Source organism: Candidatus Acetothermia bacterium (assembly GCA_024653305.1).
GTDB lineage: Bacteria > Bipolaricaulota > Bipolaricaulia > Bipolaricaulales > Bipolaricaulaceae > JACIWI01.
Map to the genome: position 1 here is coordinate 68,636 of JANLFW010000005.1, position 25,578 is coordinate 94,213.

Genomic DNA, 25,578 nt, shown 5'->3' on the forward strand with positions numbered 1-25,578 from the left:
AACAAAGATCACCAACACCCGGGTGTGAGGGGACGAGCTAGGGCGGCGTTCCCGATTTCCTTCACCTTCTCCATGCACCTCGGCGGGAGCCGTTCCCGGCTCTCGCGTCGGCAACCGGCCCCCATGGATTTGACAAGGCGAGGACGATTTCATGACAATCACCGCATCCGACTTGACGATAGGGGATGGAGAGGGAGATGCCAGAGAACGCGAACGGGAACGAAGAATTGGCCACCCTAGCCGCTGTCGGTCGGGTGTTGACCCGTGCTCTAGAGCCCGCGGAGCTCGTCGGGGAGGCCCTGGCGGAGCTCCTTCCCGCCCTCGGGCTTGACCTCGGCGCGGTGTACCTCCTCCAGGGGGAGGAGTTCGTCCTGGTCGCCCAGCGCGGGCTTTCCCCCGGGTTCGCCCGGGCCGCGGCGCGCCACCCCAAGGACCACCCCATCCTTGGCCAGGTGGTCCGCACCGGGACCCCCATCGCCACCGACGATTCCACCTCGCCCCACGCCATCAGAGAGGGGATCAAGCACGCCGTGTATTTCCCCCTCATCGCCAAGGGGTCGCCGCTTGGGGTGCTGGCGATGGGGCATCGGTCCGGGCGCAAGCTCGCCCCGAAGGAGCTTGTGCTCCTCGAGGCGGCTGCGGCCCAGCTCGGGCTGGCGCTGGGCCAGGCCGAGGCCCACCGCGAGGCGATGGAGCTCCTCGAACGGCACAAGCTCCTCGTGGAGAACGAGCTCGTGGGGATCTACGTGATCCAGGACGGGCGTCTCGCCTACGTAAACGCGGGGTTCTGCCGGATGTCCGGGTACGCCAAGGAGGAGCTCCTCGGTCGGGACCCTCTGGAACTCGTGCACCCCGAGGATCGGGAGCGGGTCCGCGAGAACCTGGCCCGGCGGTTGCGCGGTGACACGGCTCTGCCCTCGTACCGGTTCCGCGGGCTGCGCAAGGACGGAAGCACCGCTCACGTGGAGGTCTTCGCCCAGCGCATCGCGTACGGGGGCCAGCCGGCCGTTCAGGGCATCCTCCACGACATCACCTGGGAGGCGGAGGCGGAGCGGCTGCGCAAGAGCCTCCTCGAGGTGGCCGGGGAGATCTTGGCGGCGGGGGACGTGGGCCACATCCTGCGCCGGGTCGCCCAGGCGATCGTGGATCACTCTCCGTTCCAGCGGGCGGCGGTGTCGTTGTACGACCTCACCGCCGAGCCCCCGCTCGCTGGGCCGGTGGTCCAGGTGTACTCCGCCGGCCTGACCCCGGCCGAGGAGCGGGAGCTCCTCGCCCAAGGGGGGCTCTCCCCGCAGCACCGCCAGGCCGCATTCCACGAGCGGTTCCGGATCAGTTGTTCCTACTACATCCCCCACGATGAGGTGCCGTGGGAGCCCACCCTGGGCATCCCCGGCCGGGCCAGCCAGGACGGTTGGCACCCCGACGATTTCCTGCTCATCCCCTTGCGAGGGAAGCGCGGGATCATCGGCCACATCTCCGTGGACGACCCCACCACCCCCCGCGCCCCGACCCTGGGGATGCTGGAGCCGCTGGAGGTGTTCGCGGACCTCGCGGCGGTGGCGGTGGAGCGGGCGGCGGAGTTAGAGGAACTCCGTCGTCATAAGGAATGGCTGCGCGGGGCGTTCCGGATCGCCCAGGAACTCACACGCTACCCGACCTTGAACGAGCTGGTGCAGGGGGTTCTGGACATCCTGAAGCGGGAGCTCCGTTATGAGTACGGCGTGGTGCTCCTCGCGGACGGGGATGGCCTTCTGGTCGCCGCCGCGGACAGCTCCCTCCCCGGCCGCCGGTTCGACGTAGGCCACCGGTTCCCCCTGGATCAGGGGATCATCGGGTGGGTGGTCGAGCACCGGGAGCCGGCCCTGATCAACGACGTGGCCCACGACCCCCGCTACGTGATGGGCCACCCGGACGTCCGTTCGGAGCTGGCCGTCCCCATCCAGCTTGGCTCCGAGCTCATCGGGGTCCTGAACATCGAGAGCACGGTGAGGAATCGGTTCCGCATCGAGGATCAGGAGTTCCTGAGTACGGTGGCGTCCCTGCTGGCGGTGGCCATCGACGTCCTGCGTACGCGGGAGGAGCTCAAGCAGATCGCCATCCACGATCCGCTCACCGGCCTCTACAACCGCCGGTACCTCACCGAAGTCATCGAGCGAGAGCTGGAGCGATCCCGACGCTACGGCCATCCGCTGACCCTCCTCATGCTGGACCTTGACCACTTCCGCACCGTGAACAACCGGTTCGGCCACAAGAGGGGAGACGAGGTCCTGCGCGAGATTTCCGACCTCCTCGTGAAGAACGTGCGCTCGGCGGACATGGTGTTCCGCTATGGTGGGGATGAGTTCATGGTGCTCATGCCGGAGACCGGCAGCCGGGCGGAGGAGGTGGTGTCCCGGCTGCGGGAGGCCGTCCGGGAGTGGAGCCAATCAAGCGGCTTTGACTTCGAGATCGGGATCTCGGTGGGGATGAGCGTGTGGCGGCCCGAGGACGGCCGGCGGGTGGAGGACGTGCTGGAGGAGGCCGACCACCGGATGTACCTGGACAAGGGGTACCGCCTCGGCCATCCGGGATAGGGGGCCGGCGTCAGCCGGCCCCCGGTGCCCATCACAGCACGGCGTGCACCCCGGGTACCCGTGGGAACAGCCGCACCTCCCCCACGTGGGAGAGGCCCCCCAGGAACCGCACCAGCCGCTCGACGCCGATCCCAAAGCCCGCCGAGGGCGGAAGCCCCTCCTCGGCCAGGGCGAGGAGCGGCGCGTAGGCCGCCGGGTCCAGCCCTTGGGCCAGGATCCGCCGGCGGATCCGATCCGCCTCGTGCTCCCGTTCTCCACCGGACAGGGCCTCCCCGAACCCATCGGGGTAGAGGAGGTCCATGTCCAGAAGAATCCCCGGCCGGGCCGGGTCCTCCCGGTCGTAGAACTCCCGGGCCTCCCCCGGGAAGTCCACCACCCACACCGGCCCCTCGCTCTCCACGCTCATCCGTTCCTCGAAGTCGGAGCCGTAGCGGGCCGCCGCTTCCCGCCAAGTCACGCGGGGGAATGGGGGCCGGAGCGTGGGGAGCTCGCGGCCGAGGGCCGCCAGCGCCGGCCGGCACCGGTCGCGCACCTGGTCCACCACATGGACGAGGAGCCTTTCCCCGAGGGCGATCACCGCATCCCGATCGGCCCCGCGCTCCTCGAGGTCGAGCTGGACGAACTCGAACAGGTGCCGGCCGGTCCCCGCCCGCTCCGGCGGCTCCAGCCGCACGTTGGGCGAGAAGCAGAAGATCTTGTCCCAGGCCCGTATCGCGGCCTGTTTGTGGAAGATCATGCTCCGGGTCAGGTGCCACTCCTGGCCGTAGGCGGCCACCACCGCCCGCTCGGTGGCGTGGTGGAGGGGATCGGTCACCGGGGCCAGGATCACCGGCAGGAGCTCCAGAAACCCCTCCCGGGCCAAGAACGTCCGGGCTGCCGACAACACCTCGCTCGTGATCGTGAGAACCGCAACTTGCCGTACATCGTTCATGGCGCCCCCTTGGGCAAACGCCAGACGCCACGGCGTAGCCGTGGGATCAACCGTTCAGCCTGAGTCCGAACCGCGCTGGATTAAGGAATGGAGTTACGCCCCGGCCGGGGCGTTGGCGGGCCCCAAGGGGGAAAGGACCTTCCGTACCGCGGTGCTCATCGCGATCACCCCGGCCATGGCCGCGACTATACGGGGTCCCGACCCGCCTGTCAACCGAGGGCGGGGGATCGACGGCGGCTCAGGAACGCCTGGACCTCGGCCAGGGTGGGGAGGGCCGGGACAGCGCCCCGCCGGGTCACGGCGAGGGCGGCCACGGCGTTGGCGAACCCGATCGCCTCGTACGGCCCCCGGCCGGCGGCCAGCTTCACCGCCAGCGCCGCGTTGAACGCGTCCCCGGCCCCGGTGGCGTCCACCACTTCCACCGGGTAAGCGGGGAACCGGGTCGCCCCGCCCCGCTCCACGAGGAACGCCCCGTCCGCGTCGGCGGTGACCACCAAATGCCGTACGCCCAGGTCGAGCAGGGCTTGGCCGGCCCGCCCGGCCTCGGTCACCCCGCTCGCCGACCAACCGGTCAGGACGGCGAACTCCTCCCGGTTGGGCGTCAAGAAGTCCACCCGGCGCAGGGGGAGCGCGGTCAGGTCTTGGGCCGGGGCCGGGTCTAAGATCACCCGCGGCCGCTCGGGGGGGAGTCCGTGGAGCAGGGCGGCCACCGCAGAGAGAGGGATCTCCAGCTGGACCAGGATCGCGTCGGCCTCCGCGAGGCGCGGGAGGACACCCGCCACGTACGCCTCGGACACGCGGCCGTTGGCCCCCGGGACATAGGCGACCATGTTCTGGCCGGTCGGGCCGACCATGATCATGGACATGCCCGTGGTCTCCCCGTCCACCTGTTCCACCGCCGACACGGCCACCCCGGCATCCCGGGCCACGGCCAGGAGCTCGTCCCCGAACGCATCCTTCCCCACCCGCCCGAACAGGTGCACCTCCGCCCCAAGGCGCGCGGCGGCGATGGCCTGGATGTTCCCTTTGCCCCCGGGGTAGCGGGCCAGGCCGCGGCCGAGCACCGTCTCTCCCGACCGGGGGAGATGGTCCACCTCCACCACCAGATCCATGTTCAGGCTGCCCAGGACCGCGATCTTCATAGGACGACCGCCTCATGCCACGCCGGGATGCGGGCCGCGTAGCCGTGGGCGGACAGGCGCTCCGCCAACGCCGCCAGCGCCGGCTCCTCCCCGTGCACCAGGAACACCTGCCCCGGATCGGCGTGCAGCGCCCAGTCCACCAGGATCGGCTGATCCGCGTGGGCGGACAGGCCCTCGATCCGCCAGATGGACGCCCGCACCGGCACCACCGACCCCAACACCTCCACCCTCGACGCCCCGTCCACGATCTCCCTCCCCAGCGTCCCCATCGCTTGGAACCCGACGAACACGATTGCCGACTCCGGCCGGGGGAGGTTGTCCCGCAGGTGGTAGAGGACCCGTCCGCCGGTGCACATCCCCGAGCCGGCGATGATGATCGCCCCTTGCTCCTCGGAGATGCGCTTGGAGGCTTGCTTGGTGAGCGTGTACTCGAGGAGCTCGAAGTCGAACGGGTCGCGCTTTTTGCGGAACAGCTTCCGCGCCGGGCTGGGGAAGCGCTCCGTGTACCGCTCGAAGATGCGGGTGGCATGGGTGGCGAGGGGGGAGTCCAGGTAGATGCGGCACTCCGGGATCTTCCGCTCCCGCCACAGATGGAACAGGATGTACAGCACTTCCTGGGTCCGCTCCAGGGCGAACGAGGGGATGACCACGTTGCCCCCGGCGGCCAGGGTGTCCACGATCGTCCGCCGGAGCTCCTCCACCGACTCCTCAAAGGGCGGGTGGTGGCGATCGCCGTAGGTGGACTCGAGCACCACCACGTCGGCCTTGGGCGGATAGGCGGGGTCGGTGACCAGGGGCTTGCCCCGATTGCCGAGGTCGCCGGAGAACACGACCGTCTTGCCCTCGGCCCGCACCTCCACGAACGCCGCTCCCAGGATGTGGCCGGCGTCGTGGAACCGGACCGTGATCCCCGCCCCAAGTTCCAGTTCCTCCCCGTACTCCATCTGGACCACGAACCGGCCCAGGGCGGCCAGGGCGTCGGCGGCCGTGTACAGGGCGGCCTCCCCTTCCTCCTCCTGGATCCTCGCGGCGTCCATGAGCATGACGTGGGCGATGTCCCGGGTAGGCACGGTGCACACGCCGCGGCCGCGGAACCCCTCCCGGACGAGACGGGGGATCAGCCCCAGGTGGTCGAGGTGGCCGTGGGTGAGGAGGAGCCAGTCCACCTTGGCCGGATCGAACGGGAACGGCGCGAGGTTCCGGGCCTCAAGCTCCGGCAGCCCCTGGAACATCCCGCAGTCCACCAAAAGCCGGGTCCCGCCCGCCTCAAGATGGAAGCAGGACCCCGTGACCGTGCCCGCTGCCCCGGCAAAGGTGAGCTTCATGGTGCCCCCTCACAGGGATGGGCGCTGGCCCGGCACCGCGGGCATGGGCTTCCCCGGGCATGGGCGAGGAACTCATCCCGGAATCCATCCATTGCGGTGCGCACGGGAAGGGCCACCGACTGGCCCAGGGGGCACAGGGAAGCGAGCCGCATCGCGTCCACGATCTCCACCATCTGCGACAGGATCCGTTCGTCTCCCTCCCCGGCTTGGAGGGCCCCCATCAGCCGCACCAGCGCGTCCGTCCCCGTCCGGCAGGGGACGCACTGACCGCATGATTCGTGGCGGAAGAACCGGAGGACGCTCCCGAGCATGTCCACCATGCACGTCGTCTCGTCCATGACCAGGATCGCCCCCGATCCCAGGACCGCCGCCCGCTCCGCGAGCGAGTCGAAATCCATGCGCACATCCAGGGCCTCCGGGGGGAGAAACGCCCCCGCCGCCCCGCCAATGAGCAACCCCTTGAGCTCCCGCCCCTCGGGGAGCCCACCGCCGAGCTCGTAGATGAGCGTCCGCAGCGGGGTCCCCATCGGGACCTCCACGAGGCCGGGGAACCGCACGTGCCCCAGGATCGTGTACACCTTCGTCCCCGGGCAGGTGGGGGTGCCGAGCGTCCGGTACCACGCCGCCCCCCGCCGGAGGATCTCGGGGACGTTGGCGAGCGTCTCCACGTTGTTCACCACCGTCGGCTTTCCCCACAAGCCGTGGGTCACCGGGTAGGGCGGGCGGATCCGGGGCCAGCCACGCTCGCCCTCCAGGGACTCGATGAGGGCCGTCTCCTCCCCGCACACATACGCCCCGGCCCCCGGCCGGACCTCGACGTCGAACGAGAAGGCGGTGTCGAGGATCCGCGGGCCGAGGAGCCCGTACTCCCGGGCCTGGGCGATGGCCCGGCTGATCCGGGCGATGGAGAGCTTGTACTCCCCGCGCACGTAGACGATGCCCGTCCGGGCGCCCACCGCGTAGGCGGCGATGGCCATCGCCTCGATGAGCTTGTGCGGATCGCCCTCCAGGATCAGCCGGTCCTTGAACGTGCCTGGCTCGCCCTCGTCGGCGTTGCAGATCACGTACTTCTCCGGGCCCGGGGCCAGGCGCACCGCCGACCACTTGACCCCGGTGGGGAACCCGGCCCCGCCCCGGCCGCGCAGCCCGGCCCGCTTGACCTCGTCGATGACCTGCTCCGGCGTCATCTGGGTCAGGGCCCGGCCCAAGGCCTCGTAGCCGCCGACGGCGATGTACTCCTCGATCTCCTCCGGATCGATGATCCCACAGTTGGCGAGCACCACCCGCACCTGGCGCCCCAGCACCTCCGCCGGCCGGGCCACCGGGGCCGCGGTGGGCAGGCGCAGCCGCTCGACCGGCCGCCCTTTCCAAAGGTGCTCCTCGGCGATGGTCCGGGCGTCGGCCGGGGTCACCCCGGCGTAGTACACCCCATCCGGGTACACGGCCATCGCCACCCCGCGGCCGGAGACGCCGAGGGTCCCGGTCTCCACCACCTGGACCTCGCCCTCAAGGCCGAGCTCGGCGATCGCCCCCCGCAGGACAGCCAGCACCTCGTCCACACCGGCGAGGCGCGCCTCGTCGTCCACACCAACGAGCACGTGGGCCCTGGCGATCTTCATCCCACCCCCCGATACCGCGCGATCGTCTGGCGGACCTTGTCCGGGGTGAGGTTCCCTACCACCTCATCGTCCACCATCATCACCGGAGCCACCCCACACACCCCGAGGCAGCTCGTGAGCTCGAGGGTGAATAGGCCGTCGGGCGTGGTCCCGCCCACGTCCACCCCGAGGAGCGTCCGCAGCTCCGCGAGGGCCGACCACGCCCCGGCGAGGTGGCAGTTCGGGGACGCGCACAGGCGGATGATGTGGCGGCCACGGGGACGGAGACTGAACATGGAGTAGAACGTCACCGCATCGTGGACCGCCGCGAGCGGCAGCCCCACATGGGCCGCGGCCAACGCCAGGTCGCCCTCGGTCAGGTAGTTCTCGGGGTTCGCCTCCTGGAGGTCGTGGAGGATGGAAAGGAGGCAGTCCCGAGACCGCGGATACCGGCCGATGATCGTTTCCTTGTCCACCGTCACCCCCTTTGACCGGGCCGCTTCTCCACCGCCCCAAACGGGCAGACCTCCAAGCACGCCCCGCATCGGATGCACAGAGAATCCACGATCCGGTACGGCGACTGGCGCGGGGTTCCTTGGGCAGCCCCGGTGGGACAGGCCCGCCGGCAGGCGTCGCAGGCCCGGCAGAGATCGGGAACGATGCCGTAGTGGACAAGATCCGGGCAAACCCCGGCCGGACAGGCCCGCTCGTGGATGTGGGCGAGGTACTCCTCCCGGAAGTAGCGCAAGGTAGAAAGGACCGGGTTAGGCGCGGTCTGGCCTAGCCCACAAAGGGAGGCGCTTTTCATGAACTCCCCAAGCTTTTGGAGCTCCTCAAGGTCCCGCTCCGTTCCCTCTCCGCGCACGATCCGCTCCAGGATCTTGAGCATCATCCGCGTCCCCACCCGGCATGGGATGCATTTCCCGCAGGCCTCATCGGCGGTGAACTCCAAGAAGAACTTGGCCACGTTCACCATGCACGCCGCATCGTCGAGGACGATCAGGCCCCCGGAGCCCATGATCGCCCCGTGCTCCCTGAGCGAGTCGTAGTCCACCGGCACATCGAGGAGGGATGCGGGAAGGCACCCGCCGGACGGCCCCCCGATCTGGACCGCCTTGAACGCTCGTCCCTCGGGGACCCCGCCGCCGATGTCGAAGATCAGCTCCCGCAGGGTGACGCCCATGGGCACCTCGACGAGGCCGGTGTTCTTCACCTTGCCGGCGAGGGCGAACACCTTGGTCCCCTTGCTCCCGGCGGTGCCGATGGCCGCGAACCGTTCGGCCCCGCCCAAGATGATGTGGCGGACGTTCGCGTAGGTTTCGACGTTGTTGATCAACGTGGGTTTGCCCCACAGGCCGGACGTGGCCGGGTACGGCGGGCGCGGCCGGGGCTCACCGCGACGGCCCTCGATGGACGCGATGAGCGCCGTCTCCTCGCCGCACACGAACGCGCCCGCCCCCATCCGGAGCTCGATGTCGAACGAGAAGTCGGTGTCGAAGATGCGCTCCCCGAGGACGCCCAGCCTCCGGGCCTGGGCGATCGCCACCTCAAGGCGCCTCACGGCCAGCGGGTACTCGGCGCGCACGTAGATGTAACCGTGGTTGGCCCCCACCGCGTAGGCGGCGATGGCCATCCCCTCGAGGACGCTGTGGGGATCCCCTTCGAGCACGGCCCGGTCCATGAACGCCCCTGGATCGCCCTCGTCGGCGTTGCAGATCACGTACTTCGGGGTCCCCAGGGCCAGGCGCACCGCCTCCCATTTGGCCCCGGTGGGGAACCCGGCTCCGCCCCGGCCGCGCAGCCCGGACCGCTTGACCTCGGCGATGACTTGCTCCGGCGTCATCTGGGTCAGGGCCCGGCCGAGGGCCTCGTAGCCGCCGACGGCGATGTACTCCTCGATCTTCTCCGGGTCGATGACCCCGGAGTTGACGAGCACCAGCTTCTTCTGGCGGGCGAAGAACGGGATCTCCCGGGGGGGAGGAGCCCCTTCCGTCCACAGGAGCCGCCGGACCGGCCGTCCTTTCAGGAAGTGCTCGACCACGATCTCCGCGGCGTCCTCGGGACGGACCCGGACGTAGAAGGTGCCCTCCGGGTACACGAGGAGCACCGGCCCCAGCTCGCACGGCCCCATGCATCCCGTCTCCACCAGCTGGACCTCGCTCGCCAGGTCGTGATCGGCCAGGGCCTGGAGCAGGGCCTGCTTCACGTGGAGGCTTCCCGAGGATTGGCAAGCGGTGCCCGAGCAAATCAGGACTTCAAGGCGTCTCACGCCCCCTCCTCCCGGCCGAGGTAGGCCCGCAGCCGCCCCAGAAGCGCCTCCGCCGCCCGGCGCGTGCGCGGGGACAGCCCCTCGCCGAAGGCGAGGTCGCGGGCGGGGACGGTGACCAGCCACGCCTCCGGGGCCCGGCCGAACAGATGCTCCGCCCAGGCGAGGAGGCCCGGTGGGGTGAAGGTGTGGGTGAGCGCGGGCCGGTGCCCGGGGTGGACGGGTTCCCAGCGCACTGGGCCGGACCCGATCCGGGCGTCCACGAAGATCACGAGGTCCGCCACCGCCACCTGGGGAATGAGCTCCGGCACGAGCTCCTGCGTCCCCAGCACCTTCAGCCCCTCGACCCCCTGGAGGCGGCTGGCCACCCACAGCCCGACCCCGTCATCCCGACGGAGGGGATGGCCGAGCCCAATCACGAGGATCATGCGTCCCGCGTCCTTTCGTCCAAGACCTCGCCGGTCGGCCCCAAGAGGACCACCCTGAGCGGCATCCGCCCCACGGCGTGGACCGAGCAGGACAGGCACGGGTCATAGGCACGGATCCCCCCCTCCAGGCGGTTGAGGAGCCCCTCGTTCACCTTGCGTCCGGTCAGGTACTTCGCGGCGATCTGGGCCACCGTCCGGTTCATGGCCAGGTTGTTGTGCCCGGTGGACACGATCAGGTTGACCTGCTGGATGACCCCGTGCTCGTCCACCCGGTAGTGGTGGAACAGGGTCCCCCGCGGGGCCTCGTGCACCCCCACCCCCTCGAGCTCGTTGATCCCCGCTTCGGCCCGCACCCGAGGCGAGAGCACCTCCGGATCCTCAAGGAGCCTCGCCACCTGCTCCACCGCGGCGAGGATTTCGATCAGGCGGGCGTAGTGGTAATGGAACGACGAGGTCACTGCCTTCCCGTCGGCCTGGGCCCGAAATCTGGCGAGGGCCTCATCGGCGAGGGGCGTCCCCATGCGATCGCAGCAGTTGAGCCGGCTCAAGGGCCCCACGCGGTACAGCCCTTCCGGATACCCAGCATCTTGGAAGTACGGGAACTTGAGGTAGGACCAGCCCTCCACCGCCTCCCCGATGTACTCGGGGTAGCGCGCCGGATCGAGGCCGTCGGCGACGACTCGGCGGTCCGCATCCACGAACCGGATCCGCCCCGCATAGTGCTCCCATGTCCCGTCCTCGGCCACCAGGGCCATGAACAGGCTGGGAAAGTTCCCGAACGTCTCGATCTCTTCACCCCACTCGGGGAGGCGCGCCTCGTACAGGGCGAGGGCGTCCTGGGCGATGCGCCGGGCCTCGGGGAGCTTGGCCGCCAGCCGGTCGCGGGCCTCGGGGGACAGGGGCTGGCGCACCCCACCGGGCACCGCCCATGCCGGATGGACGCGCTTCTCCCCCAATGCCGCGATGATCTCTTGCCCGAACGCGCGCAGGCGGATCCCGTCCAGCGCGAGCTGGGGATGGGCCTGGGCCAGGCCAAACACGTTGCGCGCCGTAGGGTCGGCGTCCCACCCCAGCAGGAGGTCTGGGGAGGAAAGGTGGAAGAACGACAGGGCGTGGGATTGGATGAACTGGCCCAGGTTCATCAGGCGCCGGAGCACCTCCGCCGGGCGCGGCGGGCGCACGGCGAGGATGGCGTCCCCGGCCTTGGCCGAGCACAGGAGATGGGACGCCGGGCAGATCCCGCAGATGCGGGCGGTGACCCCCGGCATCTCCCATACCGTGCGGCCCTGGCAGAACCGTTCGAACCCCCGGACCTCGGTGACGTGGAACTTGGCCGCGGCCACCTTCCCGCCCCGGTCGAGGCGGAGGGTGATCAGCCCGTGGCCCTCGATCCTGGTTACCGGTACCTTGATTTCCTTCACCGTCACCCCCTTCACCCGAAACGGAGGTCCTGCGGGGCGAGCTCGGGTTCTTTCCCGGCGAGGAGCTGGCGCAGGAACTTCCAAATCCGGTCCGGGGGCGGGGGGCAGCCGGGGAGGAAATGGTCCACCCGGACCACCGCATGCAGCGGCAGGGCCTGGGGAAGGAGCTGGGGGACCTCGCCCTCCTCCAGGCCAGGGATGCTGCCGTCCCCGTACACCGCATGCAGGACCTCCCCCCGCGGGATCGGGTTGCGCAAGGACGGAACGTTCCCGGTGACCGCGCAGTCCCCGAACGCCACGAGGAGCCTCGTCTTCCTGCGGATCTCCGCAAGGAGATGGAGGTGTTCGCTCGTGCCCACCGCCCCTTCGATCAGGGTCACGTCGACAGAGTCGGGGAACTCTTTGATGTCCACGATCGGCGAATAGACGAGTTCCGCCTTGCCCGCGAATTCCAAGAGCCGCTCGTCCAGGTCCAAAAACGACATGTGGCACCCGGAACAGCCGGAGAACCACGCCGTGGCCACCCTAACCTTGGGCACGCGGCCTCCTTTCCGTCAGGGCGGCCACGATCGCCGGGCGCTTCTCCTGCTCGCCCGTGGCCCGCCCCTTCTCAAACAGCGCCCCGGTGGGGCAAGCCTGGACGCATTTTCCGCAGCCGGTGCACGTCTTGGAGTCCCCCCACGGGTCGCCGAGGTCGGCGGCCACCAGGGTGAAGATGCCCCGCCCGGCGAACCCCCACGTCATCGCCCCTTCCACCTCGGAGCAGGCCCGCACGCAACGGCCGCACAGGATGCACCGGTTGTGGTCGATGCCGAACTTGGCGTGGCTCGCGTCCAGGGGCAAGGGCGGGAACCGGTACGGGAAGCGCACGTGGTCCATCCCGAGCTCCGCGGCGAGATCTTGGAGCTCACAATGCCCGTTTGCGACACAGAAGGCGCAGATGTGGTTGCGCTCGGCGAACAGGAGCTCGAGGATCGTGCGCCGGAGCTCCCGCAGGCGGTCGGAATTGGCCACCACGTCCAATCCCTCTTGAACGGGGGTCGCGCAGGCCGGGACGAGCTTTCCGTTCCAGTTCCTGATCTCCACCAGGCACAGCCGGCATGCCCCTACCGGGGAGAGGCCCGGAAGGTGGCACAGGGTGGGGATGCGGATCCCGGCAGCCTTGGCCGCGTCGAGGATGGTCTGGCCGGGCTCGGCCTGTACGGGTATGTCATCGATGCGCAGGGCGATCACCGCGTCACCTCCCGCATCTCCACCACGTGGTCCTCAAGCGGGCGACCGTTGACCGCGTGTTCGACCACGATCCGCCGAGCCGTGGCCTCGTCCACCTCGCCGTAGATCGTGATCCTGTCCGGCTCATGGACCTCGACGATCGGCTCCTGGGCGCTCAACCCCTTCTCCCCGGTCTGGGTGACCACCACGTCCCGGAGGTTGCGGCGGGAGACCTCGTCCAGGATCGCCCGTAGCACCTGGCGGGCCCCAGCGGCGATGCCCGAGGTGCCCATCCCGACCACGATCTTCACCCGGGCCGCCCCACCCCGGAGCCGCAACTCCGCCTCCGCCCGCTCGCGGATCTTGCGTAGGTCCTCAAGCTTCATCGCTCCTCCTTCAGCCCCACGCGGCCCATGCCCTCCCGCAGAGAGCGCTCCAAAAATAAAAGCACGTCGGGGTGGGTCAAGGGCACGTCCCCGATGCGCTCACGGACCTCGCGGGTAGACAGCCGCCACGTCTCCCGATCATCGCTGAGCTCGACGCGGAACTCAACCCCTGGGCTCGCTGCGATCAGCGGCACGAGGGTTCCCACGAGGTCCCCCAGGGGCGGCCGGTCAGGGTGGTCCCAGGGGAGGCGCGCCGCGACCCGCGTCCCCTGTCCTGGGCTGGACTCCACCCGGCACTCCCCGCCCACCTCCTCCGCCGTCTGGACGAGGAGAGGGAGGCCAAGGCCGATCTTGGCCCGGGGCTTGGTGGTGTAAAACGGGTCGCACACCTTTCCGAGCTCGCCTTCGGGGATGCCGGCCCCGTCGTCGGCCACCTCGAGGACGAGGTCACCGCCGCGGCGGCGCAGCCCGACCTCGATGCGCCGGGCCTCGGCCCGGAGCGAGTTCGCGAGGAGATCGGCGATGTGCATCGCCAGGTCCTCGATCATCCCCCATCCTTTCCGACCTCGCGGAGGATCCGCTTCACCCGCTTCGGGTCAAGCCGCCCGTACACCTCCCCGTCCACCATCATCACCGGGGCCAGGCCACACGCCCCGAGGCACCGCACCCCCTCCAGGGTGAACCGCCCATCGGCCGAGGTGCCACCGAGGTCGACGCCCAGCTCCTCCCGAATGGCCTTGAGGACGCGTTCCGCGCCCCGCACGTGGCACGCCGTCCCCAGACACAGGCGCACCGTGTGCCGGCCCACCGGGGCGGTGCGGAAGAAGTGGTAGAACGAGACGACCCCGGTCACCTGGGAGGGGGGAACGCCCAACGTCTCCGCCAACGCGGCCTGCGCCGCCTTAGGGATGTGCCCGAGCTCGCTCTGCACCCGATGCAGGGCCTGGATGAGCTCGGAAGGCTTCCTCGCGTACGGCTTCACCAGTTCAACGACCCGCGCTTTGATCTCCACCGTCAGCAGTCCTCCTTCGCTTCCGGACCGGGCCGGACCGCCCGGGCCCCCTCCCTTTGAAGGGCGGCCCGCAGCTCTTCCAGCGAGGGCTCGGCGAGGAGGAGCTCGGTCCAGGTTCGGCCGATCTCCTCCGGCATGTGGGCGTCGGACGCCCGAAAGATCGGGCGCCCGCGGAGGGCAGGCCAGGCGGCCCACGCGGCGACGAGGGGGGTCCAGGGCGCGATCTCCACCGCCCACGGCCACTCCCCCTCCGGGAACAGGCCGAGCACGGCGAGGAGGCCACCGGGGATGCGGTCCACATGCGCCGGGATGGCCAGGCCGCCCACCGACTCCACCCGGCGCACCACCTCGGCGAGGGGCAACGCCACCGGGGCGAGGAGAAGGCGGGGGACCTGGCGCACGATCTCGTCCTCCGCGTTCACCACCAATTGGTCTCCAAAGAGGTCAGGCCGACAGGAGATGTCAGGAAGGTACTGGTACAATTCCTCCTGGAGGAGGATACAGCTCTCCTCGTCGGCGAAGTACGCCAGGATCTCGACTTCTTCCTCGGTCTGGATCTCCATGCCCATCAGCACAGCCGGAGCGCCACCGGCGAGGCGCCGCACGTACCGCCCGTTCTCGCCGGCATTGTGGTCGCAGACGGCGATGAGATCAAGTCCGGCCCGGCGGGCCTCGGCCACGATGCGGCGCGGGGACATCGCGAGGGAGGCGCAGGGGGACAGGACGGAGTGGATGTGGAGATCAGCCCGGAACCACCTCATGGGTGGAGGAGCCGATGGAGCCTCCCGGCGACCTCGAACGCGTCCTCGGAGGTCAAGAACAGATTTATCTTCTCGTCTGCCGCGCGGGAGATCACGTCCGGCCCCGGCGCAAGGCCGCGCACGCAGATGACCCCGCTCAGTTCCCGGAGCTTCGCCACCGCCACCACGTTCAGGTGCCGCTGGTGGGTGATCCACAGGTCCCCGGCCTTGGCATGGGCGAGGACGTCGGACAGGAGGTCCGAGCAGTACCCGCCGCGCACCTCCCGGGCGAGGTCGGCAGCCGCCAACGCCTCAAGCCCGAGCTTCTCCGCGATCGCCTGTACCGTCATGTGCCCCCCTTAGAATGGTGGATCGGATGACCGTGCCCTCCCCGACCCGGGAGTGGATCTCGAACCGGTCGGAGTTCTGCTCCATGTTGGGGATGCCCAGCCCGGAGCCAAAACCCAGCTCGCGGGCCCAATCCGGGGCGGTGGAGTACCCGGGTTGCCGAGCGAGGTCGATGTCGGCGATCCCTGGGCCCCGGTCGGAGAACAGGAGCTCCACCCGATCCTCGCGCACGATGAGGATGATTCGCCCCCCCTGGGAGAACAGGACCATGTTCATCTCCCCCTCGAAGCACACGATGCCGGCCCGGTTGACCACGTCCGGCTCCACCCCCAGCTCCCGGAGCGTCCGGCGGACTGCGGTGGACACGGACCCCGCCCCCTCCAGGTCCCCCGCGGCCACGAGGAAGATCCGCTTATGGATGGGCGGGATTGGGGGGGACATGGTCCATGGGCAGGCCCTTGCGCTTCGCCGGGAGGATCCCATGCTGGTAGAGGATCCCGCAGGTCTCGTACATGATCTTCTCCGTGACCAGGAGGGGGACGCCGGCACCGGCGGCGTACTCCACCGTGGCCGGAGTGGGCAGCTTCCCCCGCACGAACAGGATCGCCCCCATGTTCATGACCTCCGCCACCCGCACCACCTGCGGGGTCACCGTGCCGGTGATGAGGAGCACCCCCTCCTCGCGGACCATGGCCAACACGTCCGACAGGAGATCGGCGGCGAACGCCCGGGTGACCTCGCGCTCCCCCTGGTCGGCCCCTGTCAGGAACCGCGCCCCGACGAGTTCGGCCAACGCTTGCAGCTTCACGGGCTCCTCCTCACGCCCCGAACTTGGGGCCGAGATCGCAGTAGCCAAGGAGTTGGGGCACCAGCCACCCGGAGAACCGTCCCAGGCCCCCCTCCCCGGCCGCCCGCTCCCCGAACGATCGGGTCCGGTCCGGACGGATCGCCGGTCCCACGAACAGCACGGGCACCGGGTCGGCGGTGTGCTCCCGAACCTGCGGAGGGGTGGTGTGGTCCCCGGAGAAACAGGTGTGCGTCTCGGAAAGAGAAACGCCGTCCAGCAGTTCCCCGAAGAACTCGCGGTCGATGCGTTCGATGAATTCCCGCTTCGCTTCGGCGTCCCCGTCGTGGGCGGCGTTGTCGGTGCCCTTGATGTGCACGAACACGAACTCGACCTGGGCCAGGGCCTGGGCGGCGGCGCGGGCCTTGGCCCGGAGGTCGGTCCTGAGGTCGCCGGTCGCCCCGGGGACGCTCAGCACCTCCAGGCCAGCCGCCCGGGCCACCCCCTTGTACAGGGCCCCCCCGGCGATGCAGACCCCGCGGATCCCGTACCCCTCGGTGATCGGCACAAGGTGGGGCATCACCGCCGCCCCCCGCAGGAGGAGGACGTTGGCCGGGGGCTGGCCTTGGCTCAGCCGGCGCCGGTTCACCGGGTGGTCCCGGAGCACGGCATGGGCGCGGTGGCTGAACGCGTTCAGGGCCTCCGCTGTCCGGCGGGCGGCCGGGTCATCGGTTTGGGCGTGGGCCTCGGCCACCGGGGCTCCCACTGCATGGGGGTCGGTGTCCGAGACCGCGGCCGAAAGGCCCTTCCCGCGCAGGACCAGCGCCCCCCGGTGTTCGGTGGACGCCTGGAAGAACGCCTCTACCCCGAGGTCGTCGAGGCGGACGGAGCTTAAGGCCTTCGCCAGCTCCGCCCCCTCGGAGAGCCGCCCGGCCCGCCGGTCTCGCACGACCAGGCCGTCCTTCGTCTCCTCCACGGTGGCGAAGTTGGCGCGGAAGCACACGTCCCCTGGCCGGACGTCCATCCCGATCCCCAGGGCCTCGAACGCCCCGCGGCCGGTATAGGCCTGATGCGGGTCATATCCGAAGATGGAAAGGTGGGCCGTGTCCGAGCCCGGCCGCACCCCGGGGGCGATGGGGTCCATGAGCCCCAGTGCCCCACGGGCGGCCAGCTCGTCCAGATTTGGAGTGGCCGCGCGCTCCAGGCACGTCGCCCCCCCGCAGTCGGTGGGCCGGCCGCCCAGCCCGTCCGCGATGATCAGAATTGCCTTCATCCCCGACCTCCTCGCGAGGCAAGGCTACCGGCCTCGTCGCTTGGGGTCAACAGGAGCCCCGCTCCAAACGCACCCCGATGCCGAGGTCCTGGAGGGGGGCTACGCCGTGGGCACTGAACTTTCTAAGCGGTGCAGGTGCCCATCACTTCCCTTGGACTTGGCCGAGGAGATCCACCGCCTTCACCTTGGCGAGCCCGTTGTACAGGGGGAACGCCCCGACCAGGGCATCGATCACCTTTTGCAGCTCCTCCCGGGCCTTGGCCCACTGTTGTTTGGGGATCAGGTAGTACTGGACGTAGAAGATCTGGTTCTCCAGGTAGTCGGGGTAGTGGGCGACGGCCTCCTCCAGCAGGGCTTTGGTCTTGTCGTAGTCCTTGCTGAAAGGGTGCTTGGCCCAGTAGCCGCCGAGGGCGCGCAGGGGCCCGCCGGAGAGGTACGCCCGGTCGAGCTCCAGACACCGCTCCATGAGGGCCATCAGCTTCTTGTCGTCGCCACGGAGGGCGGCGGCGATGAGCTCCCCCCATCCGCCGAGCTCGACCTTGCGCGCCCAGTTGGCGTAGGTCCAGTACAGGGCCTCGATGTCCGTAGAGGCGCGTACCGCGGCCATGAACCCGTCTCCTTTCCAGTCCCGTACGCACTGGGGATCGGCCTTCAGCTTCAGGGATTGCTCCCCGTACTCCTGCCCGATCGCGTGTGCGGCCTGCTTGTCGCTGTCCTTGGTGAGGAACACGTCGGCGAGGGTGTAGCAGGAACGGGCGAGCATGTTGAGGACGTGGATGTTCCCTGCGTCCTGGGCGAGCGCCCGCTTGTAGAGGTCGATCGCCGTCTCAAGCTTGGTCTTGAGCCCCGCGGCCGCCAGCAGCGTATACTGGGTGAGCCACACCTCCTGGAACAGGGCATCCGCCTGGGCCACGAGCTCCGCCACGGGCTGAGCCCAGACCGGGGCCGACAGGCCCACGAACAACGCCAAACACACGGTGCCGAACGTACGCACCGTCCATCACCTCCACACGAAGAGAATGCCTCTACTATAGCGGCGGGGCCATGGCCGGCAAGTGGGCCTTCTTTCGGGGGCCAATGCCTTGGCGCGGCAACGGCCTCGACAAGGCCACGCGCGCTGTGGACCCTGTCCGGGGACCATGCTATAGTTCCCCCTGCTAAGGAGGTGCCATGGCCATAAAGGTCGACCAGGACTTGTGCACCGGGTGCGGGCTTTGTGCTCAGGTTTGCCCCGACGTGTTCGAGATCGGCGACGACGGCTACTCTCACATGATCGAGGGGGCGGATCAGTCGCTCCCGTGCGTGGACGAGGCCATCGACCAGTGCCCGGTCGGGGCCATCAGCCGCTAGGGGCGCGTGAAGGGGCGGGCTTCCCCTCCTCGGGCCCGCCCCATCGCTTTCGCCGATGAAACGGTTGGGCCTGGCGCTGAGCGCGGGTGGCCCGCGGGGCATCGCCCATGTCGGGGTGATCCAGGCCCTGGTGGACGCGGGGCTTCCCATCTCCGCCATCGCCGGGACGAGCGTGGGCGCCTACGTGGGGGGGCTGTTCGCCGCCGGGATACCCCTCCCGAAGATCGCCCGCTTCTGGCAAGAGATGGGGTTCACCCAGGCCGCCCGGTTCATCCTCCCCACCTTCCCCTGGCGGGGGTGGAGCTCCGGGGAGGAGCTGCGGCGGGCGCTGCGGGGGGTCGTGGGGGAGCGCCGGATCGAGGACCTCCCCATCCCGTTTGCGCCCGTGGTCACCGACCTGCGCACCGGGCGGCCGGTGGCCCTGCGGAGGGGCGACCTCGTGGAGGGCATCCGGGCCTCGCTCTCCGTGCCCGGCCTGTTCGTCCCCGTGGAGCTGGAGGGGCGGACGTACATTGACGGCGGCGTCGTCCACCCCCTCCCGGTGGACGTCGTCCGCGACCTGGGGGCGGAGGTCGTGGTGGCCGTGGACGTGCTCGTGCCGCCGGAGGAGAAGGGCCTGGGGAGGGTGACGGTGTTCGCCGTCCTGTTCCAGATGGCCACCATTTTCCAGAAGCGGATCGCCGACCTGGAGGTGGCGGTCCTGCCCCCGGATGTCCTCCTCCGCCCGGAGTTCGGGGACCGGGCTCCGAACTACCTCTCGGCCGGGGAGGGGGCGCAGGCGGGGTACCGGGCAGCCCAGGCCGTCCTCCCCCGGATCCGCGACCTCGTGGCGTGAACGCGCGCCTTCCGCGCGGTCTCGTCCTCGGGATGGGCGTCGTCTGCCTGTCCTGGGCGGCGATCCTCATCCGACTCACCTCCGCCCCGGCGGTGACCGTGGCCGCGTGGCGGATGGCCCTCGCCGCCCTCGTCCTCGTTCCCTGGGCCTGGCCGCGCCGGGGCCAGCTCACCCCCCGTGGGATCCGATTGGCGATCCTGGCCGGGGCGTTCCTCGCCGTGCACTTCGTCCTGTGGATCGCGTCCCTCCGCCTCACCACGGTGGCCAGCTCGGTGGCCTTGGTCACCACCAACCCCATCTTCGTGGGGCTTCTTTCCCTGGTCCTTGGGGAGCGGCCGTCGCCAGGCCTGTGGCAGGGGATCGTCCTGTCCGTGGCCGGGGGCGTTCTCATCGGGTGGGGGGACCTCGCCCTGGGGCGGGAGGCCCTGCTCGGGAACCTCCTCGCCCTGCTCGGGGCGGTGGCCGCGTCCGCGTACCTCCTCGTGGGCCGGCGGGCGCGCCTGCACGGAACCCTTCTTCCCTACGTGGCCATGGGTTACGGCGCGGCGGCGGTGCTCCTCCTCGGCGCCAGCGCGGCCAGCAGCGCCTTCCTCCCCTCGGGGGGCGAGTGGGGGTGGATCGTCCTCCTCGCCCTGGGTCCCCAGCTCCTCGGCCACACCAGCCTGAACTGGGCCCTGCGGCGGCTGCCGGCGGCGGCGGTGGCGGTAGCCATCCTGGGCGAGCCGGTCGGGGCTACCCTGTGGGCGTACCTCGTGTTCGGGGAGGGGCCTGGACCGGTTCAGGGGGTGGGCATCGCCCTGGTCCTCCTCGGCACCTTCCGCGCCTTACGCGCGGTGCGGTTGTGAGGGACGGGATATACCGGTACCATCCCATGGCCGCGATGACGAGACAAGATCTGGTGGCGCAGGGGAAGGAGCGGATCGCCTGGGTGCGGGCACACATGCCGGTGGTGGGGGCGCTGGAGGAACGGCTAGCCGCGGAGCGCCCGTTCTCTGGGCTCAGGATCGCCATGAGCATCCACCTCGAGGCGAAGACGGCCCGGCTGGCCTTGGCCTTGAAGGCGCTCGGGGGGGACCTGGCCGTGACCAGCTCCAACCCCCTCTCGGCCAAGGACGACGTGGCCGCCGCCCTGGCCGAGGAACTCCCGGTGTACGCCCGAGGCGAGGCCACCGAGGAGGACTACCACCGGTTCCTGCGGCAGGTGCTGGCCATCCGCCCCCACCTCGTGCTGGACGACGGCGGCGACCTGTCCTTCCTCCTCCATGAGGAGGAGCGGCACCTCGGGGACGCGGTGATCGGGGTGTGCGAGGAGACCACGACCGGGGTCGTCCGCCTGCGCAAGCTCGCCAAGGAAGGGCGCTTGCGGTTCCCGGCGGTGGCGGTGAACGACGCCCAGATGAAGCAGCTCTTCGACAACCGCTACGGGACCGGACAGTCGGTTTGGGACGCGATCATGCGGACCACCAACCTCCTCGTGGCTGGGAAGGTGGCCGTGGTGGCCGGGTACGGCTGGTGCGGGCGGGGGATCGCCCTCCGGGCACGGGGGCTGGGCGCGGAGGTGGTGGTGGCCGAGGTGGATCCGGTACGGGCAGCGGAGGCGTTGATGGACGGGTTCTCCGTGGCCCCGTTGCGGGAGGCCATCGCCCACGCCGACTTCTTGATCACCGCCACCGGGTGTCGGGACGTGGTGACCTGGGACGACGTCCAGACCGCCAAGGACGGGCTCTTCCTCGCCAACGCCGGCCACTTCGACGTGGAGATCGACGTGCGGGCGCTCCGGGAGCGGGCGGAGGGGAGGAGGGTGAGGGAGCACGTGGAGGAGTTCCGGCTTCCCAACGGAAAGCGGGTGTACCTCCTCGCCGCCGGGCGGCTGGTGAACCTCGTGGCCGGGGACGGCCACCCCGCGGAGATCATGGACCTCTCGTTCGCCCTCCAGCTCCTCTCCCTGCGGTGGCTGGCCCAACGGGGAAAGGACCTTGCGCCTCAGGTGTATCCCGTGCCCGCGGAGGTGGACGAGGAGGTGGCGCGCCTGTTCCTCACGAGCCGCGGGGCGCGCATCGACGAGCTCACCCCAGCCCAGCGGGAGTACCTCGGTCGGTGAGCTCCGGCCGCACTGGAACCAGGATGTACCCCGTGGCGAGGTCCCCGAAGCGACGGTAACCGGCCTCCCCCCAGTACCAGATGTGGAGGGCGAGGTACGCGCAGAAGAGGGCGTCCAAGAGATCCTCGCACCGCTTCAGAGATCGACCCCGCCGTCCCACCGGATCGAGCTCGGCGAGGAACAGGCCGGCCTCCATGGGGGGTTCGCGGCCGGCGAGGGACCGAAGGAGGGTCCGGTACCGCTCGAGCTCTCGCCAGCGCAGGGGATACGGACGATCCCGGCGGGCCTTGTACTTGAGGGTCCTGGGAAGGGAAAACAGCTCCACCGTCGCCGGATGGGGATACACCTCCACCACCTGACGCACCGGGGCCTGAGGCCGGACGACCGGGGAATGGACGAAGCCCAGCCCGCCCAGGCGGGCGACGAGCTCCTCCCCGCGCACGCGGGGGCCGAGGCGCCGACGGTTCGCGGGGTGAGCACCGGCTTGTTGCCGGCGGTACGCCCGCGATACCGCGAGATCGCATGGCCGAGCCCCGGTCTCGTTGGGCACCACGAGCGGCGCGTCCACCGCCACCAGCGCCGGTCCATCCTCGGCGACGCGCCCGATGAACGCGAGGAGCTGGTCGTCGCTTTCGAGGGCTGGCTCCCAGGCCAAGGGAGAGGCAATCCCCTCCTGCCAGGCCAGGGCCACGGCGGCGCTGGGGTTGCGGTAGGACCACGCCAGGTCCACCCCCACGAACCTCATCCCCTAACGGGAAGACAGATCGGGAGTGGCCGTCAACAGCGAGAGCTTGTACTCCCCGGTTCCGGAACGGCACACGATCCGGATGAAGAGGCGACAGGCGTCCCCGAGGAAACACTCTTCCTCGCCGTTGGGAAGCTTCACGCACCGGAGGCCCCGGTAACAAGGGGCGGAGAGCACCGTGACCCCCTGGACCCCAAGGCACACGGCGAGATCCGTCCCGCAGGGGTCGTGGACGAGGCACACGTCCACCACGAGGTCCCCAGAATCCACGTAGATCAGGCGGGCCTCGTCGAGGGGGACCTCCACCCGGTACCAATCCTGATAATCGCCCTCGCCGAGTCGGCCCGCGTAGTGGCCAAGTTCGAGGACAGTGGCATCCCCAGGGCCATAGGTTTCGGGAAGGGGCGCGCGCTCAACCCCCCTGAGATCCAAGCCGGGCGGGAGGCATTCCGGCACAAGCTCCCCGGGCAAGCAGGAGAAGGCCGGCCCCACCGGACACGCCGGGGGTGGAGGCGTCGGGGGAGGAGGAGGGAGGGGAAGAGCGGGTGGGGACGGGACCTCCACCGCGGGGGCGACGAGGTACGCGGAGGTCCAGGTGAACCCCACCCGGGGATCGCACAGGACCACCCTTTTCGCCATCACCCAGAGCTCCGGGCCGCCGAGGCGAAGGGAAAGCTCCGCCCGCACCCTGTACCCATTGGGCCCAGCCATGAGATCCACGTTGCGCAAAAGGACATCCCGCAATTGCCAGGGTGGCGTCCCCTCGGAATAGTAGACCCGGACGTACAGGTCCCGTCCGACCTCGCAGTCGGCGCAGGGATCGTCCGCCACGCCCTCCAGGACCAAGATCCAGTTCCCGCCGGAAACGCCAGTGAAACGCCAGGTGGCCATGGCGTACAGGCGGATATCGGACAGCCAGCACAATCCGGCGGAGACCTCACCGGTGCAGGTGAAGGACTCGGGGAAGAGCTCACCCCCAAAGGCTGGCAAGGCCAACAGAACAGCAACCGTCGCCAACACCCCGCTTCGCACCTCGCCCCCCTTGACCTCATTTTAGGCCGGGGGAATGGGGTGGACAAATCCGGCTACCGCCGGCCCAACGCCTCCCAGAGAGCGGAGTAGTCGGAGCGGGGATTCCAGAAGAGATAACCGTCCGCCCCTGTCTCCTCCGCTGCCCGGACCTGGGCCACGATGTACTCGGCCAGGGTCATCCCGGGCGGGATGGCCATGGCGAACGCCTGCAGGAACGGGCGCAGCGGGGTGTCCACCCGGGCCAGCCCGTGTTCCATGGTTCGCCGCACGGTGCCGTAGGGGTCGTTCTTGAGCTCTTGCTCAACAAAATGGGATGGGTAGAGCATCGGCGACACCACGTCCACGAGCCTGGCCATCCCCTCCAGGTGTTGGCCGATGGGGTCGATGCGGCGGGCGTTCCACGGCCACATCACCCGGCCGTACACGTCCACGGAGATGGGCAGCGACAAGCGGTCCTTTGCCTGGACCAAGAACGCCTCCACCGCCGCGCACCGGGCGGAGTAGTCCGGCCCGATGGGGCCATCGTCCGGGAACCGGATGTAGTCCAACTGGAGCTCATCGAACCCCGCCCGCTCCACCTCCCCGGCGATCGCCAGGTTGTACTCCACCGCCGCCTCCACCGTGGGCAACACCCACGGGGCGGTGGATGAGCCGAGGTGACGGGCAAGGAGGGGATCGTAGAACACGACCTGTCGGGCGATGGCGTACATGCCCCGGGCGTGCACCGCCCACACCACTGCGGTGAGGTCCAGCAGAGGCTTCACTGCGCCGATGCGGTGGGCCAGGTCGACCTGGGAGGGGTAGCACACCTCGCCCTGGTTGTTCTTGACGTCGATCACCACCGCGTCCAGGCCGAACCGCGCCAGGTGGTCGAGCGTGCCCTCGAGGAACCCCGGCCGGGCGGCAGCGTAGGCGGTGAGGTACACCCCGCGGTGGCCGTGGACCGTGGCCGGAGGCGGGGGCGCCGCCGGGGAGGAGCTCATGGGTGACTGTCCTGGAAAGCAGACCCCGAGCAACCCGGCGACGACGATCAACGTTCGAAACGGGAGCCGGTGCCTCATGGACGCGGAGGATACCCGCCCGGGGATGGGCGCGGGGTGACCCGGTTCCCTAAGGCCGGGGACCTTGTCCCTACCATGAGGTGAGGTAACATGGGTCCATGTCCGTGCGGTTTTTCGCGGCCGGACGTCGTTTTTCCGGGTCTGGGTTCCTGTTCGACAAGGACGGGACCCTCCTCGCGTTCGATCACTGGCTCGGGGTGATGCGGGAACGGGCACGGAGGCTGGCGGTGCGGCTGGACCTGACCGGCCCTGAGACAGAGGCCTTGCTGCGGTTCATGGGTCTGGATCCGGCGCGCCCGGGGGTGACCGGCCAAGGGATCATCCCCCTCCCCCGGTGTGATGCCGAGGCCGCCACCGCTCACTACCTGAGCGAAGCGTGCGGTGGGGGCCTGGAGGAGGTTCGCGCCCTTGTTGAGCGGGTGTTCCGCGAGGTGGACGAGGAGTTCCCGTTCGAGCGGTACATCCGGCCGACCCCGGGGGCGGACGCCGTCTTGCGCGCCATCCGTCGATACGGGGGCCGCACGGCGGTGGTGACCCACGACACCGCTGCGGCCGCCCGGCGGCACCTGGCGGCGTTGGGTTGGACAGACCTCGTGGACGCCGTGATCGGCGTGGATGTGTGCGCAGCGCGGAAGCCGGCGCCGGAGCCGGTGTTGGCGGCGTGCCGGGCGCTGGGGATCCTCCCCGAGCAGGGGGTGATGGTGGGGGACACGGTAAGCGACCTTCTGGCCGGCCGAGAAGCGGGTTGTCGCCTGACGGTCGGCGTGCTCACCGGATTGGGCCAGCCCGAGGAGCTCGCGCCGGTAGCGGAGCTCGTCGTCCCCGATCTCACCGCGCTGAACCTCGGATGAAACCACACAAAAATGGGCCCGCCTGGAGTCGAACCAGGGACCTCACGCTTATCAGGCGTGCGCTCTAACCACCTGAGCTACGGACCCGTGGCTCCCCGGGGAGGACTCGAACCTCCGGCCCGCCGGTTAACAGCCGGCTGCTCTGCCAACTGAGCTACCGGGGA

28 protein-coding genes and 2 tRNA genes are annotated in these 25,578 nt (G+C 69.9%); 6 read left to right on the plus strand and 24 right to left on the minus strand.

Annotation, left to right across the window (positions count from 1 at the left end; translation table 11 throughout):
• Nucleotides 1-197 precede the first annotated feature (197 nt).
• Nucleotides 198-2,573, plus strand: coding sequence for a diguanylate cyclase (locus tag NUV94_03165; protein ID MCR4391788.1), 2,376 nt, complete (start codon nucleotides 198-200; stop codon nucleotides 2,571-2,573).
• 31 nt (nucleotides 2,574-2,604) lie between these two features.
• On the opposite strand, the gene NUV94_03170 is transcribed toward NUV94_03165, so the two are convergent.
• The 19 genes from NUV94_03170 to NUV94_03260 form a co-directional block, all read right to left on the minus strand.
• The gene (locus tag NUV94_03170; GenBank protein ID MCR4391789.1) at nucleotides 2,605-3,504 is read right to left on the minus strand and encodes an asparagine synthetase A; all 900 of its coding nucleotides are present in this window, start codon (nucleotides 3,502-3,504) and stop codon (nucleotides 2,605-2,607) included.
• Between the two features lie 209 nt (nucleotides 3,505-3,713).
• Nucleotides 3,714-4,646: a ribokinase gene (locus NUV94_03175; protein MCR4391790.1), complete on the minus strand. Its 933-nt coding sequence runs from the start codon at nucleotides 4,644-4,646 to the stop codon at nucleotides 3,714-3,716.
• Complete coding sequence (locus NUV94_03180; protein ID MCR4391791.1) at nucleotides 4,643-5,971, minus strand: MBL fold metallo-hydrolase; 1,329 nt, start codon at nucleotides 5,969-5,971, stop codon at nucleotides 4,643-4,645. Before NUV94_03180 ends, NUV94_03175 begins: the two co-directional genes overlap by 4 nt.
• Nucleotides 5,968-7,590: an NADH-quinone oxidoreductase subunit NuoF gene (gene nuoF / locus NUV94_03185; protein ID MCR4391792.1), complete on the minus strand. Its 1,623-nt coding sequence runs from the start codon at nucleotides 7,588-7,590 to the stop codon at nucleotides 5,968-5,970. The genes NUV94_03180 and nuoF overlap by 4 nt, the downstream gene beginning before the upstream one ends.
• The gene (locus NUV94_03190) at nucleotides 7,587-8,045 is read right to left on the minus strand and encodes an NAD(P)H-dependent oxidoreductase subunit E (GenBank protein MCR4391793.1); all 459 of its coding nucleotides are present in this window, start codon (nucleotides 8,043-8,045) and stop codon (nucleotides 7,587-7,589) included. The genes nuoF and NUV94_03190 overlap by 4 nt, the downstream gene beginning before the upstream one ends.
• A 2-nt stretch (nucleotides 8,046-8,047) precedes the next feature.
• Nucleotides 8,048-9,838 carry a 4Fe-4S binding protein gene (locus tag NUV94_03195; GenBank protein ID MCR4391794.1) on the minus strand — a complete coding sequence of 597 codons (1,791 nt, stop codon included), beginning with the start codon at nucleotides 9,836-9,838 and terminating at the stop codon, nucleotides 8,048-8,050.
• Nucleotides 9,835-10,263, minus strand: coding sequence for a hydrogenase maturation protease (locus NUV94_03200; GenBank protein ID MCR4391795.1), 429 nt, complete (start codon nucleotides 10,261-10,263; stop codon nucleotides 9,835-9,837). The genes NUV94_03195 and NUV94_03200 overlap by 4 nt, the downstream gene beginning before the upstream one ends.
• The gene (locus NUV94_03205) at nucleotides 10,260-11,684 is read right to left on the minus strand and encodes a Ni/Fe hydrogenase subunit alpha (GenBank protein MCR4391796.1); all 1,425 of its coding nucleotides are present in this window, start codon (nucleotides 11,682-11,684) and stop codon (nucleotides 10,260-10,262) included. Before NUV94_03205 ends, NUV94_03200 begins: the two co-directional genes overlap by 4 nt.
• Nucleotides 11,685-11,695: 11 nt before the next feature.
• Nucleotides 11,696-12,223, minus strand: a complete 528-nt coding sequence (locus NUV94_03210) for an NADP oxidoreductase (GenBank protein ID MCR4391797.1) — start codon at nucleotides 12,221-12,223, stop codon at nucleotides 11,696-11,698.
• Nucleotides 12,210-12,917, minus strand: a complete 708-nt coding sequence (gene hoxU, locus NUV94_03215) for a bidirectional hydrogenase complex protein HoxU (protein MCR4391798.1) — start codon at nucleotides 12,915-12,917, stop codon at nucleotides 12,210-12,212. Before hoxU ends, NUV94_03210 begins: the two co-directional genes overlap by 14 nt.
• On the minus strand, nucleotides 12,914-13,282 hold the full coding sequence (locus NUV94_03220) for a (2Fe-2S) ferredoxin domain-containing protein (GenBank protein MCR4391799.1): 369 nt from the start codon (nucleotides 13,280-13,282) through the stop codon (nucleotides 12,914-12,916). Before NUV94_03220 ends, hoxU begins: the two co-directional genes overlap by 4 nt.
• Complete coding sequence (locus NUV94_03225; protein ID MCR4391800.1) at nucleotides 13,279-13,830, minus strand: ATP-binding protein; 552 nt, start codon at nucleotides 13,828-13,830, stop codon at nucleotides 13,279-13,281. Before NUV94_03225 ends, NUV94_03220 begins: the two co-directional genes overlap by 4 nt.
• Entirely contained in the window at nucleotides 13,827-14,294 is a 468-nt protein-coding gene (gene nuoE, locus NUV94_03230) for an NADH-quinone oxidoreductase subunit NuoE (GenBank protein ID MCR4391801.1), read from the minus strand. Before nuoE ends, NUV94_03225 begins: the two co-directional genes overlap by 4 nt.
• Nucleotides 14,295-14,296: 2 nt before the next feature.
• Complete coding sequence (locus tag NUV94_03235; protein ID MCR4391802.1) at nucleotides 14,297-15,055, minus strand: PHP domain-containing protein; 759 nt, start codon at nucleotides 15,053-15,055, stop codon at nucleotides 14,297-14,299.
• Nucleotides 15,052-15,384 carry a DRTGG domain-containing protein gene (locus NUV94_03240; GenBank protein MCR4391803.1) on the minus strand — a complete coding sequence of 111 codons (333 nt, stop codon included), beginning with the start codon at nucleotides 15,382-15,384 and terminating at the stop codon, nucleotides 15,052-15,054. Before NUV94_03240 ends, NUV94_03235 begins: the two co-directional genes overlap by 4 nt.
• Nucleotides 15,347-15,781 (minus strand): anti-sigma regulatory factor, encoded by a 435-nt coding sequence (locus tag NUV94_03245; protein ID MCR4391804.1) that lies wholly within the window; start codon nucleotides 15,779-15,781, stop codon nucleotides 15,347-15,349. Before NUV94_03245 ends, NUV94_03240 begins: the two co-directional genes overlap by 38 nt.
• A 13-nt stretch (nucleotides 15,782-15,794) precedes the next feature.
• Entirely contained in the window at nucleotides 15,795-16,190 is a 396-nt protein-coding gene (locus NUV94_03250) for a DRTGG domain-containing protein (GenBank protein ID MCR4391805.1), read from the minus strand.
• Between the two features lie 10 nt (nucleotides 16,191-16,200).
• Complete coding sequence (locus NUV94_03255) at nucleotides 16,201-17,439, minus strand: 2,3-bisphosphoglycerate-independent phosphoglycerate mutase (GenBank protein ID MCR4391806.1); 1,239 nt, start codon at nucleotides 17,437-17,439, stop codon at nucleotides 16,201-16,203.
• A gap of 142 nt (nucleotides 17,440-17,581) precedes the next feature.
• Nucleotides 17,582-18,433: a TRAP transporter TatT component family protein gene (locus NUV94_03260; protein MCR4391807.1), complete on the minus strand. Its 852-nt coding sequence runs from the start codon at nucleotides 18,431-18,433 to the stop codon at nucleotides 17,582-17,584.
• Nucleotides 18,434-18,609: 176 nt separating this feature from the next.
• Between NUV94_03260 and NUV94_03265 the strand changes: the two genes are divergently transcribed.
• From NUV94_03265 to NUV94_03280, 4 genes are read left to right on the plus strand one after another with little or no spacing between them, the layout of a single operon-like run.
• Nucleotides 18,610-18,789, plus strand: a complete 180-nt coding sequence (locus NUV94_03265) for a ferredoxin (GenBank protein ID MCR4391808.1) — start codon at nucleotides 18,610-18,612, stop codon at nucleotides 18,787-18,789.
• 55 nt (nucleotides 18,790-18,844) lie between these two features.
• Nucleotides 18,845-19,624 carry a patatin-like phospholipase family protein gene (locus tag NUV94_03270; GenBank protein MCR4391809.1) on the plus strand — a complete coding sequence of 260 codons (780 nt, stop codon included), beginning with the start codon at nucleotides 18,845-18,847 and terminating at the stop codon, nucleotides 19,622-19,624.
• Nucleotides 19,625-19,656: 32 nt separating this feature from the next.
• Nucleotides 19,657-20,469 (plus strand): DMT family transporter, encoded by an 813-nt coding sequence (locus NUV94_03275; protein ID MCR4391810.1) that lies wholly within the window; start codon nucleotides 19,657-19,659, stop codon nucleotides 20,467-20,469.
• A gap of 35 nt (nucleotides 20,470-20,504) precedes the next feature.
• Complete coding sequence (locus NUV94_03280; protein ID MCR4391811.1) at nucleotides 20,505-21,725, plus strand: adenosylhomocysteinase; 1,221 nt, start codon at nucleotides 20,505-20,507, stop codon at nucleotides 21,723-21,725.
• Here the strand turns inward: NUV94_03280 and NUV94_03285 are convergent.
• Genes NUV94_03285 through NUV94_03295 form a run of 3 tightly spaced genes read right to left on the minus strand, consistent with a single transcriptional unit; the run spans nucleotide 21,691 to nucleotide 24,563 of the window.
• Nucleotides 21,691-22,470 (minus strand): DUF429 domain-containing protein, encoded by a 780-nt coding sequence (locus tag NUV94_03285; GenBank protein MCR4391812.1) that lies wholly within the window; start codon nucleotides 22,468-22,470, stop codon nucleotides 21,691-21,693. The two genes, NUV94_03280 and NUV94_03285, sit on opposite strands and share 35 nt — an antisense overlap.
• Before the next feature lie 3 nt (nucleotides 22,471-22,473).
• Nucleotides 22,474-23,502, minus strand: a complete 1,029-nt coding sequence (locus NUV94_03290; GenBank protein MCR4391813.1) for a hypothetical protein — start codon at nucleotides 23,500-23,502, stop codon at nucleotides 22,474-22,476.
• Between the two features lie 53 nt (nucleotides 23,503-23,555).
• Complete coding sequence (locus NUV94_03295; GenBank protein ID MCR4391814.1) at nucleotides 23,556-24,563, minus strand: putative glycoside hydrolase; 1,008 nt, start codon at nucleotides 24,561-24,563, stop codon at nucleotides 23,556-23,558.
• 98 nt (nucleotides 24,564-24,661) lie between these two features.
• On the opposite strand from NUV94_03295, the gene NUV94_03300 reads away from it, so the two are divergent.
• Nucleotides 24,662-25,414: an HAD family hydrolase gene (locus tag NUV94_03300; GenBank protein ID MCR4391815.1), complete on the plus strand. Its 753-nt coding sequence runs from the start codon at nucleotides 24,662-24,664 to the stop codon at nucleotides 25,412-25,414.
• 13 nt (nucleotides 25,415-25,427) lie between these two features.
• Here NUV94_03300 and NUV94_03305 read toward each other — a convergent pair.
• Both NUV94_03305 and NUV94_03310 read right to left on the minus strand, forming a co-directional pair.
• Nucleotides 25,428-25,501: transfer RNA gene (locus NUV94_03305), tRNA-Ile, on the minus strand.
• 1 nt (nucleotide 25,502) lies between these two features.
• Nucleotides 25,503-25,578, minus strand: a tRNA-Asn gene (locus NUV94_03310).

Excerpts from the sequence above, each read along its gene's own strand:
- nuoF (MCR4391792.1), bottom strand. The coding sequence starts at position 7,590 with ATGAAGATCGCCAGGGCCCACGTGCTCGTTGGTGTGGACGACGAGGCG.
- NUV94_03255 (MCR4391806.1), bottom strand. The coding sequence starts at position 17,439 with ATGAAGGCAATTCTGATCATCGCGGACGGGCTGGGCGGCCGGCCCACC.
- NUV94_03285 (MCR4391812.1), bottom strand. The coding sequence starts at position 22,470 with ATGAGGTTCGTGGGGGTGGACCTGGCGTGGTCCTACCGCAACCCCAGC.
- NUV94_03165 (MCR4391788.1), top strand. The coding sequence starts at position 198 with ATGCCAGAGAACGCGAACGGGAACGAAGAATTGGCCACCCTAGCCGCT.
- NUV94_03240 (MCR4391803.1), bottom strand. The coding sequence starts at position 15,384 with ATGACGGTACAGGCGATCGCGGAGAAGCTCGGGCTTGAGGCGTTGGCG.
- NUV94_03300 (MCR4391815.1), top strand. The coding sequence starts at position 24,662 with ATGTCCGTGCGGTTTTTCGCGGCCGGACGTCGTTTTTCCGGGTCTGGG.
- NUV94_03280 (MCR4391811.1), top strand. The coding sequence starts at position 20,505 with ATGACGAGACAAGATCTGGTGGCGCAGGGGAAGGAGCGGATCGCCTGG.
- NUV94_03275 (MCR4391810.1), top strand. The coding sequence starts at position 19,657 with ATGGGCGTCGTCTGCCTGTCCTGGGCGGCGATCCTCATCCGACTCACC.
- NUV94_03180 (MCR4391791.1), bottom strand. The coding sequence starts at position 5,971 with ATGAAGCTCACCTTTGCCGGGGCAGCGGGCACGGTCACGGGGTCCTGC.
- NUV94_03270 (MCR4391809.1), top strand. The coding sequence starts at position 18,845 with ATGAAACGGTTGGGCCTGGCGCTGAGCGCGGGTGGCCCGCGGGGCATC.
- NUV94_03220 (MCR4391799.1), bottom strand. The coding sequence starts at position 13,282 with ATGAAGCTTGAGGACCTACGCAAGATCCGCGAGCGGGCGGAGGCGGAG.
- NUV94_03295 (MCR4391814.1), bottom strand. The coding sequence starts at position 24,563 with ATGAGGCACCGGCTCCCGTTTCGAACGTTGATCGTCGTCGCCGGGTTG.
- NUV94_03175 (MCR4391790.1), bottom strand. The coding sequence starts at position 4,646 with ATGAAGATCGCGGTCCTGGGCAGCCTGAACATGGATCTGGTGGTGGAG.
- NUV94_03170 (MCR4391789.1), bottom strand. The coding sequence starts at position 3,504 with ATGAACGATGTACGGCAAGTTGCGGTTCTCACGATCACGAGCGAGGTG.
- NUV94_03265 (MCR4391808.1), top strand. The coding sequence starts at position 18,610 with ATGGCCATAAAGGTCGACCAGGACTTGTGCACCGGGTGCGGGCTTTGT.
- NUV94_03235 (MCR4391802.1), bottom strand. The coding sequence starts at position 15,055 with ATGAGGTGGTTCCGGGCTGATCTCCACATCCACTCCGTCCTGTCCCCC.
- NUV94_03225 (MCR4391800.1), bottom strand. The coding sequence starts at position 13,830 with ATGATCGAGGACCTGGCGATGCACATCGCCGATCTCCTCGCGAACTCG.
- NUV94_03200 (MCR4391795.1), bottom strand. The coding sequence starts at position 10,263 with ATGATCCTCGTGATTGGGCTCGGCCATCCCCTCCGTCGGGATGACGGG.